Below are 15,657 nucleotides of genomic sequence, written 5' to 3'. Positions count from 1 at the left end.
TAAAACATCATGAGTAATCCAATTACTTCGCAGAAAAATATCATCATCAAAAATCCCGAAACCCGGGATTTTTTGGCGGATGCATTTTATCCTGAAAACGAAACAAATTTACCGCTCGTAATTTTTGCCCATGGTTACAAAGGTTACAAAGATTGGGGCGCCTGGAATTTGATGGCCGAAGAATTTGCAAAAGCAGGTTTCTTTTTTGTGAAATTTAATTTTTCCCACAATGGAACAACCATAGAACAACCAAATAATTTCGCCGATTTAGAAGCTTTTGGAAATAATAATTTCTCCAAAGAAATGTCAGATTACGATGAGGTTTTGAATTATTTTCAGGAAGATCCTCACGTGGACAAAGAAAAGATCGCCATTATCGGTCACAGTCGAGGCGGCGGAATTACGGTCATCAAAGGTTTTGAAGACGAGCGCGTAAAACTCATCGTTTCTTTAGCGGGAGTCAGCAATTTCAAATACCGTTTTCCGAATCAACAACGTTTTGAAGACTGGAAAACTTCCGGAGTTATGTATTCAGAAAACAAAAGAACACATCAGGAAATGCCTCATTATTTTCAGTTTTTTAAGGATTTTGAAAGGAACGAAGAGCGTTTTGATATTCAATATGCAGCACAACATTTGGTAAAACCGCTCTTGATCATTCAGGGAACAAATGATGATGCGGTTAAAGACAAGGAAGCTTTTCTCTTGAATGAATGGTGCAAAACTTCTGAACTGGTTCTTCTTGAAAATGCAAATCATACTTTCGGGGCAAAAGAACCCTGGACAGAAAATCAACTTCCGGAGGATTTGAAGAAAGCAACTTCTACGATGATCAGGTTTATTAAGGAACATTTTTAAGGCGCAATATTAATAAAACTTAATATTTAAGTCCTCTAAAATTTTGATAATTTTATCGGCCAAAATTTAAATTAAAATGCTTTTATCCATTCTCGAATTTCCAGATTTTGCGCAACCCCAGATTTGGATCAGCTTATTGACCCTTACTTTTCTGGAGATTATTCTGGGGGTTGATAATATTATTTTCATTTCCATCATTTCAGATAAATTACCCAAAGAAAAACAGAAATTCGCGAGAAATCTGGGATTGACTTTTGCCATGGTTTTCCGGATAGTTTTACTCTTAATGATCAGCTGGATCATCGGCTTGAAAGAACCTGTTATAACGCTGCCATTTATTGATGAACCGGGAAGTGATCTGCCATTAGCTTTAAGCTGGAAAGACCTGATCCTTTTTGTCGGTGGATTATTTTTGATCCTTAAAAGTACCTTCGAAATTCATGGAAAAATGCAGGCACACGATGAAGATCACAAACCAAAATCTGCCGGATCGTCTTTGATGACGATGGTTATTATCCAGATCATCTTAGTTGATATGGTTTTCTCCCTTGATTCAATTCTTACCGCAATTGGATTGGTTGATAATGTAGTTTTGATGATCATTGCGGTAGTAATTTCAATTGGAATGATGATGGCTTTTGCAGGACCAATTTCCAGTATCATTAATAAATATCCGAGTTTACAGATGCTTGCACTTTCTTTCCTCGTTGTGATCGGGGTCATGTTGGTTGCTGAAGGAATTCACCAGCATGTGAGTAAAAATATCATTTATTCCTGTCTTGCTTTCAGTCTTTTAGTCGAGGTTCTGAACATTAAATTCAGAAATAATCAAGAAAAAAAATATCTGAAATTAAACCCTGATCTGAATAAAGATTTAAGCATCAAAGAAGATAACGATTAAAATAAAAGAGTGAATTTTTTCACTCTTTTTTCTGCTTTTTCGTTGAAATTGTTGTTGCAATTAAATTTGATTTTCTAATTTTTCTGCCAATATAAGCCATCGCGAAAGGAATTAGAAATAAGATCATTCTGCCAATTCCGGGAGATAGAAGACAGACGAGTAAAGAAATCAGAAAAATGACAGGCGTAACGAGAGATCTTATTTTCCCATATTTGACGTAATTTTCCGGAACAAATTCGGTAATTTTATTTTTTGGATTAGTGACGTAAGTCAATAAAATGAAATTCATAATTCCCGAAAAACAGACATTAAAAACATAGATCGCGTAAGGCGAAATTAATTTTAAATGTCCTTCAGTTACAGAATATTCACTATAAATTGCCGTAGTGAAAGGCATAATCACAATCGTGAAAAGGAAAACCAGATTGATCCAAAGAAGTTTTTTGGTATAATTGATCACGTAACCAAACAAGTTATGATGCGCGGTCCAGTAAATTCCAATAATAAAGAAACTTAATACAAATCCTATAATTTGCGGAATCTGTTTGGCGAATTCATTTAGGAAATCCTGTTCCGTAGCACTTTCCGGAACGACCGGAACTTTTAGATCGATCACCAAAATCGTGATAGCGATCGCAAAAACTGCATCAGAAAAAAATATTAAACGTTCGACCTGAAAGTCTTGTTTGTGAGGATGATGTTGCAGTTGATCCATCAGTAATTTTTTATAAAATTAACACAAAATTCTGTTGGATTAATTTTTAAAGTCATTTTTTTTTCGGCGCTAGCTTTCAGGTTATAAATCAAATCAAAATTGTAAAGAGAAATTTTTTAGGATTGGAAAGACTTCCCTTAATTTAGGTTGCTCAAATTTGTTTCATTATATTTGGATGAATAACAAAATTTTCTCTTATGAAAAAAAACCTACTTTTTTGTTTTTCTCTGTTTTTAGGATCTTTTCTAATTGCTCAGAATACGCACAGCAATCGTCCAAGTTCAAGCGCAAATCTACCGTATTCCTATGGTTTTGAAACTGCAGATCTAGATGAATGGATCATTACCAACGAAGGTCAGGGTAATATTTGGACTCGTGCACAAGCTTCATCTTCAACGCCAGATCCGTCGGAAGGAACTTTTTACATGCTCTATGAATACAATGATACTTTTGCGGCAAATACTTATCTGTATTCCCGTGGTCTCAATTTAAAAGCTGGGAAAAACCTCACTTTAAAATTTGATTATCAGGGGATCAATCCTATTTTTACAGAAAAGATGGAGGTAAAGATTGGAACTTCAAAATCGGTAGCGGGCCAGACGACGCAGTTGTGGATCAATGAGGCGATCAATAATTATCCTTATCAAACGGCGACTGTTAATTTTACCGTTCCAGCTGACGGTATTTATTATATTTCATTCCGGGCTTTTTCTGATCCGGATGAATTTTATTTGGCATTAGATAATGTGAAGGTTTTTGAAACTGACCTGGCTACTGAAAATGTAAATACTTCAAGCTTAAAATTTTATCCTAATCCTGTAGTCGACCAATTAACGATCGCTGATTCGAAAGGACTTTCTGGTCTGGAAATTTACGATCTATCCGGGAAGAAAGTAATGTCGCAAGAATCTAAATCTTCTAAAGTTGAATTAAATGTATCTCAACTAAAACCAGGAATGTATATCGGTAAAGCAAATTCTGAGGGAAAAGTAAAAACTTTCAAATTTATTAAGAAATAAAAAATTTTTAAAATTAAATAAAATATCCCGATTTGTAGTCGGGATATTTTTGTTTAAAAAGTAAAGTCAAGTTTTATTTTAGTAAAATTTTCCAGGCTTCTGCAATATTGTTTTCTGAAAGATGCTTTTGTGCTTCCAGATGTTTGTTCTCATCCTCGTGGAAACTTCCGCTTGGTAGCTCTTCTGTATTCGCAAGCATTCCTAAGTCATTACCTGTGAGGATTTTACTGTGTTTAACTTCGTCGGGTAATAAATCGAAGCCAATTCCTTTTGTTACTAATGGTTTCGGAACTTCAAACAAATTGTCGGCATTATTTCGGGAATACCAGTTTCCACCTAATCGTGCAACGAGATCAAGTTTTTTCTGGTCTAAATTTCCATCCTCATCTAAATATTCTTCGCGAACATGTATTTTAATGATTTCACAAATGACTAAATTTCCGGCGCCACCTTCAGTTCCCAAATGTTTTACTTCCAGAACTTTACATTCTAAATTGACCGGGCAATCTTCGATCAGTTTTGGTTGAATCAGATCAGCATCTTTCATGGTTAAACCTGATTTTACAAACTCGTTGATTTCCTTCTCATATTCCGTAGAAGCTAAAGAAATCTGTTGTACAATTTTATAATTTACAATTCCGATCACGACTTCCGGAACTTCCAGAACGTTTTCTAAAGTATGTTTCGTCGTATTGTCACGAACTCTTCTGGCTGGAGAAAAAATCACAACCGGCGGATTAGAACTGAACATATTGAAAAAACTGAACGGACTTAAATTCACATTTCCATTTTTATCAATCGTCGAAGCCAGAGCGATCGGTCGTGGAGCAATTGCAGTCTGCAAAAGGATTTGTAACTGGAAATTATTTAGATCTTGAGGAGAAATTGTTTTCATATCGTTTGGAATTGGTGTCTTTTTAACACATTAGTCACATTAGTTTTTAGTTGAATTCTTGGTGAACATTTAGATCACATTATTTTAGGTTTGCAAAATATCTGCTTACAAATGTTTCATGTCCTTCGTGATACAAATTATTGACATTAAAATTTACCAAGATTGCTTTTGGAACTTTTAGCAAATTCATATAATTCATTGTTTGTGCACGATGAAAATTATTAAAGTCTGAAGTAGATTTTATTTCCAAAACAATCTGGTTTTCGATTAAAAAATCACATTTAACTTTACACGCGATAATTTTATCTTTATAATTGAAAGGAATCTCAAGTTCTGATTGATATTTTATTTCAAGTAGATCAAATTCTTTTTTAAGACACTCGTGATATACATTTTCAAAAAGACCAGGACCTACAATTTTATGAACTTCAATGCAAGCTCCGGTAATTTTATAGGTCAGTTCATTGATATATTTCTGTGTAATCTCCATCTTGCGTAAAAATTAAATGATAAGAAATCTAATGTGTCCTCATGTGAACTTAAAATTAAGGAACAGTAATAAAACTAATGTGTTAATTAGAAACGATCAATAGTTCCAGTTCTTTGTGGTTTTTAAATTAATTTGCAGGTAAAATCTTTCCAGAAACCTCTCCGAAACCAACTCTCATTCCATCTTTTTCAGCAAAACCTTTCATGATCACCGTATCATTATCATTGATGAATTTACGTTCTTCCCCATCTTTTAATTTTAAAGGATTCGTTCCTCTCCAGGTTAATTCGAGCATGGAACCAAAAGAGTTTGGATTTTCCCCGGAAATCGTTCCAGATGCGTACATATCACCAACTTCAACATTACAACCGTTGATGGTATGATGCGCCAATTGTTGCGTCATATTCCAGTACATGAATTTGTAATTGCTTTTTGAAATTAAATTTTCAGTCCCATTTTCAGGTTTGATATAAACTTCCAGATTGATGTCAAAATTTTTGTCGCCTTCAAATTTTAAATAATCTAAAACTTCTGGTTCCTGTTTTGGCGATTCGGTTCTGAAAGGCATTAAGGCTTCCAAAGTTACGACCCAGGGTGAAATTGAACTTCCAAAGTTTTTCCCTAAAAATGGTCCAAGTGGAACATATTCCCAGCTTTGAATATCTCGAGCCGACCAGTCATTGAAAATTACCATTCCGAAAATGGCATCTTCTGCTTCGGCGGTAGAAATACTTTCGCCCATTTCGGTATTTTTATTGACGATGAACGCCATTTCCAGTTCAAAATCGAGTTGCTTGCACGGTCCAAAAATGGGAGACTCGACATCGGCAGGTTTCATCTGACCTTTCGGACGAATAATATCGGTTCCTGAAACAACGATCGAAGAAGCGCGGCCATGATAACCTACAGGAAGGTGTTTCCAGTTGGGAAGCAATGCATTTGCAGGATCACGAAACATTTTCCCAACGTTGGTCGCGTGTTCGATGCTGCTGTAAAAATCGGTATAATTTGGAATGTGAACCGGCATCATCATTCGGACTTGATCTGCGTTGAAAAAACATTCTTCAATCGTTTTTTCGTCATTTGCCAGTTTTGAATTTTCGTCTAAAAGTTGTTGGATTTTTAAACGGACGGCGTTTGTTACAGGTTTTTCCAGTTCGATGAATTCATTTAAAGTGTAAGCTTCAAAAACATTTTCGTTAATGCCTTCAATTTCATCAAAAAATCCGTAATCGTATAGCGTTGCGAGATCGATGACCATATCACCTATTCTGGTGCAGCATGCAATATATTCGTTGGAAAAAACACCTACACCAAATGGAATATTATGAATAGAAAAATCTGAATTTTGATCGTAGTTTATAAAAGATTTTATCATTTTTTAGAATTTAAAGTAAAGGCTCAAAGTGTAAATGATATTTAAACTTTGAACCTATTTATAATTGAGTAAGATTTATTTTTTATTGATCGCGCCTTCTTCGATCCAGCGGTCTTTGGTATTAATGTCGACGAGATAAAGCACTTCTTTTTGTTTCGTCATGAGGAATGTTTTTGCAATGGGAATCGCAATTTTTGTTCCTTCCAGTTTATCAGCTCTTAGCGATACGATGTTGTGATTTGTTCTCACTACATCTCCCGAGAAAACATTAGATGAAGTTTCGCCATTTTTTTTATCATCAAATATTTCGACATAAGTTGCCAAATTACCTTTGATGATGATAAAACTTCTTTCTGTATGATCATCAAATTCTTTGATCAGAACAAATTTGGTGTTATCGATATTGACGTCTTTCAGATTTTGATTAATTCCTCTTCTCGCTTCTAATTTATCCAGAATTGCATTGATAGAACCGTATTGAGCCTTCATTACCATAGAACCCACGATAAGTAAGACGAAAGAAAATATTTTTGTCATTTTAAACTTATGAATTTTGTTAATGAAAAGTTTTCATATACCTGCAGAAATCAATTTTGAAAACTTTATTTAAAGATTTCCTCTTTTTTCCTGCTCTTTTTCTAAGGCTTCGAATAATGCCTTGAAATTTCCTGCTCCAAAACTTTGTGCGCCGTGTCTTTCAATAATTTCGAAGAAAAGAGTAGGGCGATCTTCAACAGGTCTTGTGAAAATTTGGAGAAGATAACCTTCTTCATCGCAATCAATTAAGATTCCTAAATCAGAAAGTTTTTTAAGATCTTCGTCGATCGTTCCAACACGTTCGGGAACCATCTCGTAATACGTATTCGGAGGAGCCGGTAAAAATTCAATTCCTCTGGCTTTTAATTCGGTAACGGTTTTGATGATGTCTCTTGTTGCAACTGCGATATGCTGAACACCTTCTCCTTCGTAAAAATCTAAATATTCTTCTACCTGAGATTTTCTTTTTCCTTCTGCAGGTTCATTGATCGGGAATTTTGCAAAACCGTTTCCGTTGCTCATCACTTTAGACATCAAAGCTGAATATTCAGTGTTGATCTGTTTGTCGTCGAAACTTAAAATATTTACAAATCCCATCACATCTTCATACCATTTCACAACCGGGATCATTCTGTTCCAGTCTACGTTTCCTACACAGTGATCAACATATAAAAGTCCGACATCGCTTGGATTATAAACGCTTTCCCATTTTTGATAACCTGGCATAAAATCACCTTTGTAATTTTTTCTTTCAATGAACATGTGAATCGTTTCGCCGTACGTATAAATTCCCGACATACGAACTTCACCGTTCTCATCGGCTAAAGTAGTTGGTTCTAAATAAGGTTTTGCACCTCTTTTTGTCGTTTCTTCAAAAGCCGAATAAGCATCATCAACCCAAAGTGCTAAAATTTTTACACCGTCGCCATGTTTTTTTTGATGTTCACAGATCGGAGAATCAGAATTTAATCCAGATGTTAAAACCAACCGGATTTTTCCCTGCTGAACGACGTAAGAAGATCGGTCACGAACTCCCGTTTCGGGTCCCGCATAAGCGACGGACTGAAAACCGAAAGCCGTTTTGTAGAAATGGGCTGCCTGCTTCGCATTTCCTACATAAAATTCAATATAATCTGTTCCGTTAATGGGTAAAAAATTCTCTGCCTGTGCTATTTTTTCCGCAAATGTAAGTGTTGACATTTTTCTTTTGTTTAGTAATGCCAAATTACGATAATTTTAGGTTTTACGAAAATGCATCCTTCAGATTTGAAAATGAAAGCAAGTGCTTATAAGTATTTTTAAGTATTTTTAAGTTTGAAGGGAGAATGTTACTTCTTTTATATTTGCAGCATAGAAATATTTAGATATTCTAGAAACACAAATGATGTAAACTAAGCCCTATTTTGGGGCTTATTTTATTTTTAGGATCTGTCCGTAATCGGGATTAAAATTATCCCAGATCTTCCATTCCTCTCCGAATCTTTTTATAAAATAGAACTGGGTATTAAGGTGATTCGCAATGTACGTATTCTGATCACCATCTATGAACAACAAATTCCAGAATTCCTGGGTTTTAATTACTTTCAGTTTTCCATCATCGCTGATCTTCGTCATTCCAAAAACTTCATAATTAGATCGGTTGTTCTCTGTAACAATAACTAAATTATTCTTTCTCTTTTCCTCCATTGCAACCCGAATTCTTTCAGTCAATGGCGATTCCAGGTAAACAAATCTTGAAATTCTGTTGATGCTAATTTTGGGTAGATCAATTAACGCTTCAAACTGAGATTTACAAAAGTTGAGAATCAGGCTTTTTTCAATGTGATCTACGTGTAGCGTATCAGTCTCAATTTCATCGATCTTATGAACGCGGTCGTGGATGTAATTATTTAAATCAATCTTCCCTAAAAATAAGCAGATCTTATCTAAAGTTTTGATGAAGCGCAAATCATTATGCGTTTTAACGTGATAATCAGTTTCAAAAAAGCGCTGTAAAGTAATGGCTGAAATGGTGACGCCCAAGTTGAGTTTCCGCTCGTGCGTTAAGAGTGGACAGGTCGACAAATATGCAGAAATAATTTCTGACAATATAATGAACTGACTTCTTTTCCATTCGGGAACAAGACCTAAAATTGATGATGTAACATCTGGATGAGATTTAATATCCTTTTTAATGGCATTGTAAATATTTTCCAAATTTTTATCTTTTTTCGGAACAAAGATAACAATTCTTTAAATGTAGCATAATAAAATAAGCATCAAGAGCTTAATTCAATTTTTGCTAGAAATGCAAATAATAATATTTTATTTTAAATGCAGTTTAAATCGCTCAAAAGTTGCCGGTCCAGCATTTCCCGATAATATGGATGAGAAATTTCGATGATTGCTTTTGCTCTTTGTTTTGAACGTTTACCATAAAGATAAGCTGTTCCGAATGTGGATGCTTTTTATTTTCTACATAAAACTCAATATAATCGGTTCCGTAATTGGTAAAAAATTCTCTGTCTGAGCTATTTTTTCGACAAATGTAAGTGTTGACATTTTTCTTGTTTTTAGTTACGCTAAATTACGTGATTACTAAACAATCAAAAATTAAAATTGAGTCCAACCGTCGCATAATTTTTTGGTTCTGTAATAGAATTTGATCTGAGAATTCCTGTTGTCGGAGAAATTTGTAAAGATTTATTTTTGTTATTTTTAGCAGAAATATAGAAAGGAACGGAAGCCACCGCCGATAAAATTCCCAAACCAGAGAGTCCGAGTCCGGCTAAATCGCGATCTGAAATCAACATACTATTTTTATGTTGTGCCGTTGCTGAAACGACGATTCCTGTCAGAAGCAAGCCGCCGCCGGTTATTAAGAGTATGTTTGCTGTCTTTTTTTTTGTATTTGCTTTTTTGAGGTACTGATTAATTTCAGATTGTTTCGTTTCCTGGGCGTTCATAACAGTTGGTAAAATAAACAGTAAGACGAAGGGTAGATTTTTCATATTTTAAATTTTTTATAAAATTACTTTAATTAAACCTTAAAAACATTGTGAAAATCAAGAACGTATTTTTACTTACAACCTCCGCTGCAGCCCGAATTCTCCGTGTAGCCTTGATTAAAAATAAACACTGTAATTATTACTATTCTGCATGTCATACAATTGAATCGTACGACAGTAGTACTTCGCTCGTAATGACAGACTTCACGAACTTATAGCCCCGATCGAAATGGAAATCCTTTTTTTCTTATCGGAATCTTATTCAAAGAACCGGGAATTATACGGAAAAAAAGATTGTAAATAAAAGCGGCGTTTTTTCATGAAAACATGAAACTTCGTTGATCCTAAAAAATTACATCAAAACTTTGAATCTTTCAAAAGTTGCCTGATCAAGCATTTCCCGATCATCTGGATGAGAGATTTCGATGAGTGCTTTTGCTCTTTGTTTCAAATTTTTCCCATAGAGGTATGCAGTTCCGTATTCGGTCACCACGTAATGAATATGTCCGCGAGTGGTTACAACTCCAGCTCCTTGTTTTAAATAGGGCACGATTCTCGGTACGCCTTTTTTTGTTCTTGAAGAAATGGCGATGATTGGTTTTCCACCCTCAGAAAGTGCAGCACCACGCATAAAATCCATTTGTCCACCAATTCCACTGAACTGATAAGTCCCGATAGAATCGGCGCAAACCTGACCAGTTAAGTCTATTTCGATCGCAGAATTTATCGCCACCATTTTTTTATTTTTCATAATGTTGATGGGGTAATTCACGTGTTCAACATCCATAAAAGCGAACGAAGGATTGTCATGAATATAATCGTATAATTTTCGGGTACCAAACGCAAAACTGGTGATGGTTCTGTTCAAATGCGTTCCTTTAAATTTATTATTGACGATATCATTCTTTATCAGATCTACAATTCCGTCGCTGATCATTTCGGTATGAACTCCCAAATCTTTGTGATTGTGAAGGCATTTTAGAACTGCATCCGGAATGGTTCCGATTCCCATTTGTAATGTCGATCTGTCATCAATTAACTCTGCGACATTTTTTCCGATCAATAGTTCACACTCCGTTACTTTTGCCCCATAATCTACAGTTAAAAGTTCCTCATCATGCCAAACCATTTTATCAATTTTGGATACATGGATCATCCCGTCACCGTGAGTTCTTGGCATTCTTGGATTTACTTGTGCAATAATTATTTTCGCATTGTCAACTGCGCTTCTGGCAACATCTACAGAAGTTCCCAAAGTGCAGTAACCGTGTTTATCTGGAGGTGTTATTGTAACGATTGCAACATCCAGGGTCAATATTCCATTTTTAAAAAGCAATGGAATTTCACTTAAAAATATAGGAACAAAATCGCCGCGTTCTGAATTTACCGCTTCACGAACGGGTGTCGAAACAAAAAGAGAATTAATATAGAAACTGTCTTTATACTCAGGTTTTGCGATTTCGACATTTCCCTGTTGCGTGATCGAAACAAATTCTACATCTCGAAGTCGGGAAGATTGTCTTGCCAACTCATCAATCAAAAAATTCGGTGTACATGCACTTCCGTGTGAGAAAATTCGATCCCCGCTTTTGATTAATGATACCGCTTCTTCGGCACTTACATATTGACTCATGCTATATTCTTTTAGTTTAATTTTATTCTGCTTTCTTTTTCAAATTTACTTATTTAGATTCATATTAGTGATGAGTAAAATCAGTTTTGAAGAAATGCTTTCTAATTTTTGCTTTTGAAGACCAATTGATTTTATATTGTCAATAAACCCTAAAATAAAAGCTGACTCAAATTGCGTCAGCTTATTTATTCAATTTAATTTATTCCTGCGAACGATCTTTCAAACTGTGATCTTCGCTTTCTAACCAGGAAGTTTTGTACGTCGGATCTTCAACTTTCATGGCTTCTTCCGTAATTTTAAAGGGCCGGAAAGGATCGACCATCACTGCAAACTCTTCAGTAAATTTTTTACCAATTGATCTTTCCATTGCTCCCGGATGCGGTCCATGAACAATTCCACCGGGATGAAGCGTGAAATCCATGAGATCAATATGATTTCGGCTCATAAAATCGCCTTCGGTATAAAATAAAACCTCGTCTGAATCGATATTGGAATGGTTGTAAGGTGCCGGAATTGCTTGCGGATGATAATCATACATTCTTGCAACAAAAGAGCAAACTACGAAATTATGCGCCTCGAAAGTCTGGTGAATTGGTGGCGGTTGATGAATTCTCCCCGTGATCGGTTCGAAATTTTTGATATTAAATTTAAAAGGATAAAAATAGCCGTCCCAACCAACTACGTCAAACGGATGTGTCGCGTAAACGAAATCCCAGATCTGGTTTTCCTTTTTTACTTTGATGAGGAAATCTCCTTTTTCATCAATTGGTTCTACAAAAGTTGGCGTGATAATATCTCTTTCACAAAATGGTGAATGTTCCAGAAGTTGGCCGAACTCATTTCTATAGCGCTTCGGCGTGTAAATTGGGGAATGGCTTTCTACAATTAAGAATACATTTTCTTCTGTATTAAATTCCATTTGATAGATCGTTCCGCGGGGAACAATTAAGTAATCGCCCACTGAAAACTCTAGATTTCCTACAAATGTTTTCATGGTTCCGCTTCCTTCATGAACGAAAAGAAGTTCATCACACTCTGCATTTTTATAAAAATATTCGGTTGATTTTCGTGGTTTTGCCAAGCCCATTTTTAAGTCATTGTTGAGCATCAAAATTTTTCGACTGTCCAGAAAATCGTCTTCTGCGGTTACGTTCGCTCCTTTAAACATTCTTGGAGTTACATTTTTATCAACTGCAATTTTTGGCGTCACATCTTTCGGTTCGCTGATCGATCTTATTTGTGTTGGGCGGTGAATATGATAAAGTAAGGAAGAAATTCCATGGAAACCTTCCGTCCCGAAAAGTTGCTCATAATGGAATTTGTCGTCTTCTGATTTGAAAACAGTATGTCTTTTTTGAGGAATTTTCCCGGAATGATGATATCTCATTTTTTTACTTTTTGGAGTCATGTAAAATTAATGAAATTTTCAGACTTTCGAAAAATGATTTATAGCGAAAAAAAATAAAGTAAATCGTAGAGCCTGCTAAATTTAAATAAAACTACAAAAGGAACAAAAAGTTAAGAAGAATTGAATTCGGTTTAAAGTAAAAATAAGCATTCCGTAACTTTTTTTCACATTAAAGAGCAGCATCTCTACTTTTTCTTTTGTGGCTTATAAATTTAAACAGGCTCCTAAAAAAAATTATTCAAAACTCATCGTGGGTTCATAAAATTCTTCTTCCATAACGCCAAACTGCTGGCAAAGTAATTTAATTCCCTCGAAGTTCATTACTAAATTTTCATCCTTTGAAATCAGTGGAATTGATCCTATTTCTGTCGTAAGAACAAATTGATCGTTGTTTTTTTGAAAGACAGATGATTGAAAAGGGAGTTTTCTGAAATAATGCGGACATTCTTCAACAATCGTTTCCAGTTCATTTGGATAAATTAGAATTCCACCGGGTGTAATTGTTCTTAAAGCCGGATCTAATTTTTCGCTGCTAATTTCCTTTGAAATAAAGAATATAGTTGGTTTAAACTGAGAAGCTTTTTCTATATCGGAAGTTTCAAAAATAACAAAATCATTATTGTCATTTTTAATCAAGCCATCCTCAAGAAAAAAGTCAAATTCTTTACCGGAAAAATTCAAAACTTCTACAACTAATTTCGCAATCGATGGATTTGAAGTGTAGATCAGGACGCGGGTTTTCTCTTTAGAATAATCGAGTAGAGCAGGAAAAGAAATCATTACAGGAAATTATTTTTTAGAACCTACGACATTCGTGTTTGCGGAAATGATCTGCTTAAAAACATTCGTTACTGCTTCCCAACGTTTTTGATCTTTCGCCATAATATAGGCAGCATCGGATTTTCTTCCAGAATTTGCACCATTTGTTACATTAATGGCGGTTGAAATGTGATCATAAATTTTTTTATAATCTTCCTGAATGCTTCGAAAATTATTTTGGGTAAGAACCGATTCGATGTTTTTCAGATCTTCATTAGAAATTTGAAAATCCTTTTTGATTTTTTTCTCCTGTGCTTCAAAAGAATAATGAGCGTTGTTGCCTTTGATCAAAAGATTTTCATAAATCGGCGCGAAACCACCACTGCGAGAATAACTGTAATCAAAATCCGAATATTTATTCTGAGTTTTACAGCTCGCTAAAATCAATATTAAAAATATAAAAATTACTTTTTTCATTAATAAATATTTTTCTTTTTACTGTCGTTTTCCAGTTCAGCTTCCGTTTTTTGTGCTTTTAATTCTTGATCATAATCGTGCAGAATGTTAAATTCTTCCGACTGTTCAATTCCTACCATGATCTTATTCAAAATTGTTTGGGCATCATCTTTATCGTAATCGATATTGAGAGGCTTTTTAAATTCCATCGTTGGTTTTACACCGGTAACTTTTACGCGTAATCCCTTTTTGTCAAAAGCTCGTCGAAATCCATTTATTTTTATTGGAATTACAATGGGTCTTTGGTTTTTTACCAACCGCGCCGTTCCTTTTCTTCCCTGCGCAAAGGCAGAAGTAGTTCCTTGTGGAAATGTGATCAACCAACCGTTGTCCAGTGCTTTCATTATATTATCAACCTCGGTAAGATCAACCATTCTGTTCACATCTTTCCCTTCAGCACGCCAAGTTCTTTTTACCGTAACTGCTCCTGCTAAAGCGAAAATTTTGGTCATAAAACCAGCCTTCATTGTTTCTTCAGCCGCAACGTAGTAGAAATCTACTTTTGGATTCAGTAGATAAATTGGATTTTTGATGGAATTAAGATAGCCGTTATTCACCGCGCAAAATGCATGATACATCGCAGCAACGTCTGCAAAGTAAGTTTGGTGGTTTGATACGAATAAAACGTTGGAATCTGGCAAATCAACGAGATTTTCCGTTCCTGTTATTTTCAGTTTGTTAAATCCGTTGAATCGTCTGTAAGAAACCATTCCCAACACAAAAATAATCAGTCTTTTCAGGAAATAGAGGTTACCGAATGCATCGGTAAATATATTTTTCTTCGCCATTGTCAATTTACATAATCCGCGAATTTACAAATTTTTCAGCAAGTGGCTAAATTCACTTAAAATCATTGAAGTTGCGCCCCAAATAATATAATTGTTGAAGTTAATCACGGGAACCTGTACACCTCGCGAACTTGGTAACACCATCATTTCAGGTTGTTCAGACAGACTTAAAAGTGCAGTTACAGGAAATTCAATCAATTCTACCGCTTCCGTTTTTTGCAGTATAAATTCGGGATTTTTTTTGGTATAAGACACAAAAGCTCTCACGTAAAAGTTGCTCGGTGGTATATAGATCGGTGACATTTCCCGGATGATCCTGTTGTAATGAATGTCGATTCCCATCTCTTCGGACGTTTCTCTTTTTGCGGTCACTTCGAAATTTTCGTCGTATTCTTCTTTTTTTCCGCCGGGAAGGGAAATTTGTCCGCTGTGTCGGTCGCGATCATTTGTCGTTCTTACCATAAGCGGAAAATACCATTCATTGTCTTTCAAATAAAGGAGAATGTTTACGGCCGCGAATTTTGGATCTTTAGTTAGAATTTCTTCATAAGAAAACAGCGGTCTGTAAGGTGGAGAATAAATTTGATGTGCATTTTCACCTTCTAACTGTGCATTTTGTATTTGTTTGAGTAAATCTCTACCGAAAATTTCCATATCACAAATTTAGGAAAAGAGTTTTTGATTATGTTTTAAGGAAAGGTTAAAATTGAGGGTATTCTCGAAAAAAACTTGTCACTTTATGTCGTTTTTAATGCAAAAAACTCCCGAATTTT

General features: G+C 35.1%; 17 protein-coding genes and 1 pseudogene. 3 read left to right on the top strand and 15 right to left on the bottom strand.

Annotated elements, in window-relative coordinates; translation table 11 throughout:
* Nucleotides 1–9: 9 nt before the first annotated feature.
* The gene (locus tag IV494_RS07655; protein WP_196079577.1) at nucleotides 10–858 is read left to right on the top strand and encodes an alpha/beta hydrolase family protein; all 849 of its coding nucleotides are present in this window, start codon (nucleotides 10–12) and stop codon (nucleotides 856–858) included.
* 76 nt (nucleotides 859–934) lie between these two features.
* Entirely contained in the window at nucleotides 935–1,759 is an 825-nt protein-coding gene (locus IV494_RS07650) for a TerC family protein (protein WP_196079576.1), read from the top strand.
* A 19-nt stretch (nucleotides 1,760–1,778) separates the two neighbouring features.
* Here IV494_RS07650 and IV494_RS07645 read toward each other — a convergent pair whose 3' ends face one another.
* Entirely contained in the window at nucleotides 1,779–2,474 is a 696-nt protein-coding gene (locus IV494_RS07645; RefSeq protein ID WP_196079575.1) for a TMEM175 family protein, read from the bottom strand.
* Nucleotides 2,475–2,671: 197 nt separating this feature from the next.
* On the opposite strand from IV494_RS07645, the gene IV494_RS07640 reads away from it, so the two are divergent.
* Complete coding sequence (locus IV494_RS07640; protein WP_196079574.1) at nucleotides 2,672–3,493, top strand: T9SS-dependent choice-of-anchor J family protein; 822 nt, start codon at nucleotides 2,672–2,674, stop codon at nucleotides 3,491–3,493.
* Between the two features lie 73 nt (nucleotides 3,494–3,566).
* On the opposite strand, the gene IV494_RS07635 is transcribed toward IV494_RS07640, so the two are convergent.
* The 14 genes and pseudogenes from IV494_RS07635 to IV494_RS07570 all read right to left on the bottom strand — a co-directional run bounded on the left by IV494_RS07635 (nucleotide 3,567) and on the right by IV494_RS07570 (nucleotide 15,538).
* Nucleotides 3,567–4,388, bottom strand: coding sequence for a flavin reductase family protein (locus tag IV494_RS07635; protein WP_196079573.1), 822 nt, complete (start codon nucleotides 4,386–4,388; stop codon nucleotides 3,567–3,569).
* A 79-nt stretch (nucleotides 4,389–4,467) separates the two neighbouring features.
* Nucleotides 4,468–4,878 (bottom strand): GxxExxY protein, encoded by a 411-nt coding sequence (locus IV494_RS07630; RefSeq protein WP_196079572.1) that lies wholly within the window; start codon nucleotides 4,876–4,878, stop codon nucleotides 4,468–4,470.
* 127 nt (nucleotides 4,879–5,005) lie between these two features.
* On the bottom strand, nucleotides 5,006–6,253 hold the full coding sequence (gene fahA / locus IV494_RS07625; protein WP_196080150.1) for a fumarylacetoacetase: 1,248 nt from the start codon (nucleotides 6,251–6,253) through the stop codon (nucleotides 5,006–5,008).
* Nucleotides 6,254–6,331: 78 nt separating this feature from the next.
* On the bottom strand, nucleotides 6,332–6,793 hold the full coding sequence (locus IV494_RS07620) for a hypothetical protein (RefSeq protein ID WP_196079571.1): 462 nt from the start codon (nucleotides 6,791–6,793) through the stop codon (nucleotides 6,332–6,334).
* Between the two features lie 69 nt (nucleotides 6,794–6,862).
* The gene (hppD, locus tag IV494_RS07615; RefSeq protein WP_196079570.1) at nucleotides 6,863–7,993 is read right to left on the bottom strand and encodes a 4-hydroxyphenylpyruvate dioxygenase; all 1,131 of its coding nucleotides are present in this window, start codon (nucleotides 7,991–7,993) and stop codon (nucleotides 6,863–6,865) included.
* A gap of 210 nt (nucleotides 7,994–8,203) precedes the next feature.
* A complete protein-coding gene (locus IV494_RS07610; RefSeq protein ID WP_196079569.1) occupies nucleotides 8,204–8,989 on the bottom strand; it encodes a hypothetical protein in 786 nt (261 codons plus the stop codon).
* 113 nt (nucleotides 8,990–9,102) lie between these two features.
* Nucleotides 9,103–9,183, bottom strand: a pseudogene (locus tag IV494_RS14940) (hypothetical protein); the annotation flags it as partial.
* Nucleotides 9,184–9,378: 195 nt separating this feature from the next.
* Nucleotides 9,379–9,783, bottom strand: a complete 405-nt coding sequence (locus IV494_RS07600; RefSeq protein WP_196079568.1) for a hypothetical protein — start codon at nucleotides 9,781–9,783, stop codon at nucleotides 9,379–9,381.
* Between the two features lie 349 nt (nucleotides 9,784–10,132).
* On the bottom strand, nucleotides 10,133–11,413 hold the full coding sequence (locus IV494_RS07595; RefSeq protein WP_196079567.1) for an acetyl-CoA hydrolase/transferase family protein: 1,281 nt from the start codon (nucleotides 11,411–11,413) through the stop codon (nucleotides 10,133–10,135).
* A 199-nt stretch (nucleotides 11,414–11,612) separates the two neighbouring features.
* On the bottom strand, nucleotides 11,613–12,800 hold the full coding sequence (locus IV494_RS07590; RefSeq protein WP_196079566.1) for a homogentisate 1,2-dioxygenase: 1,188 nt from the start codon (nucleotides 12,798–12,800) through the stop codon (nucleotides 11,613–11,615).
* A gap of 255 nt (nucleotides 12,801–13,055) precedes the next feature.
* Nucleotides 13,056–13,601, bottom strand: a complete 546-nt coding sequence (locus IV494_RS07585; protein WP_196079565.1) for a hypothetical protein — start codon at nucleotides 13,599–13,601, stop codon at nucleotides 13,056–13,058.
* A 9-nt stretch (nucleotides 13,602–13,610) separates the two neighbouring features.
* Nucleotides 13,611–14,057 carry a hypothetical protein gene (locus IV494_RS07580; protein WP_196079564.1) on the bottom strand — a complete coding sequence of 149 codons (447 nt, stop codon included), beginning with the start codon at nucleotides 14,055–14,057 and terminating at the stop codon, nucleotides 13,611–13,613.
* On the bottom strand, nucleotides 14,057–14,884 hold the full coding sequence (locus tag IV494_RS07575) for a lysophospholipid acyltransferase family protein (RefSeq protein WP_196079563.1): 828 nt from the start codon (nucleotides 14,882–14,884) through the stop codon (nucleotides 14,057–14,059). The genes IV494_RS07580 and IV494_RS07575 overlap by 1 nt, the downstream gene beginning before the upstream one ends.
* A gap of 24 nt (nucleotides 14,885–14,908) precedes the next feature.
* Entirely contained in the window at nucleotides 14,909–15,538 is a 630-nt protein-coding gene (locus IV494_RS07570; RefSeq protein ID WP_196079562.1) for an NUDIX hydrolase, read from the bottom strand.
* Between the last annotated feature and the right edge of the window lie 119 nt (nucleotides 15,539–15,657).

Origin of the sequence: Kaistella gelatinilytica, from assembly GCF_015679325.1 — a bacterium.
GTDB lineage: Bacteria > Bacteroidota > Bacteroidia > Flavobacteriales > Weeksellaceae > Kaistella > Kaistella gelatinilytica.
Note: the sequence above shows the minus strand (reverse complement) of the source record. Positions and strands in the feature narration are given on the sequence as shown.

Excerpts from the sequence above, each read along its gene's own strand:
- IV494_RS07620 (WP_196079571.1), bottom strand. The coding sequence starts at position 6,793 with ATGACAAAAATATTTTCTTTCGTCTTACTTATCGTGGGTTCTATGGTA.
- IV494_RS07570 (WP_196079562.1), bottom strand. The coding sequence starts at position 15,538 with ATGGAAATTTTCGGTAGAGATTTACTCAAACAAATACAAAATGCACAG.
- IV494_RS07590 (WP_196079566.1), bottom strand. The coding sequence starts at position 12,800 with ATGAGATATCATCATTCCGGGAAAATTCCTCAAAAAAGACATACTGTT.
- IV494_RS07635 (WP_196079573.1), bottom strand. The coding sequence starts at position 4,388 with ATGAAAACAATTTCTCCTCAAGATCTAAATAATTTCCAGTTACAAATC.
- hppD (WP_196079570.1), bottom strand. The coding sequence starts at position 7,993 with ATGTCAACACTTACATTTGCGGAAAAAATAGCACAGGCAGAGAATTTT.
- IV494_RS07575 (WP_196079563.1), bottom strand. The coding sequence starts at position 14,884 with ATGGCGAAGAAAAATATATTTACCGATGCATTCGGTAACCTCTATTTC.
- IV494_RS07640 (WP_196079574.1), top strand. The coding sequence starts at position 2,672 with ATGAAAAAAAACCTACTTTTTTGTTTTTCTCTGTTTTTAGGATCTTTT.
- IV494_RS07655 (WP_196079577.1), top strand. The coding sequence starts at position 10 with ATGAGTAATCCAATTACTTCGCAGAAAAATATCATCATCAAAAATCCC.
- IV494_RS07650 (WP_196079576.1), top strand. The coding sequence starts at position 935 with ATGCTTTTATCCATTCTCGAATTTCCAGATTTTGCGCAACCCCAGATT.
- IV494_RS07585 (WP_196079565.1), bottom strand. The coding sequence starts at position 13,601 with ATGATTTCTTTTCCTGCTCTACTCGATTATTCTAAAGAGAAAACCCGC.
- IV494_RS07595 (WP_196079567.1), bottom strand. The coding sequence starts at position 11,413 with ATGAGTCAATATGTAAGTGCCGAAGAAGCGGTATCATTAATCAAAAGC.
- IV494_RS07580 (WP_196079564.1), bottom strand. The coding sequence starts at position 14,057 with ATGAAAAAAGTAATTTTTATATTTTTAATATTGATTTTAGCGAGCTGT.
- IV494_RS07645 (WP_196079575.1), bottom strand. The coding sequence starts at position 2,474 with ATGGATCAACTGCAACATCATCCTCACAAACAAGACTTTCAGGTCGAA.
- IV494_RS07600 (WP_196079568.1), bottom strand. The coding sequence starts at position 9,783 with ATGAAAAATCTACCCTTCGTCTTACTGTTTATTTTACCAACTGTTATG.
- IV494_RS07630 (WP_196079572.1), bottom strand. The coding sequence starts at position 4,878 with ATGGAGATTACACAGAAATATATCAATGAACTGACCTATAAAATTACC.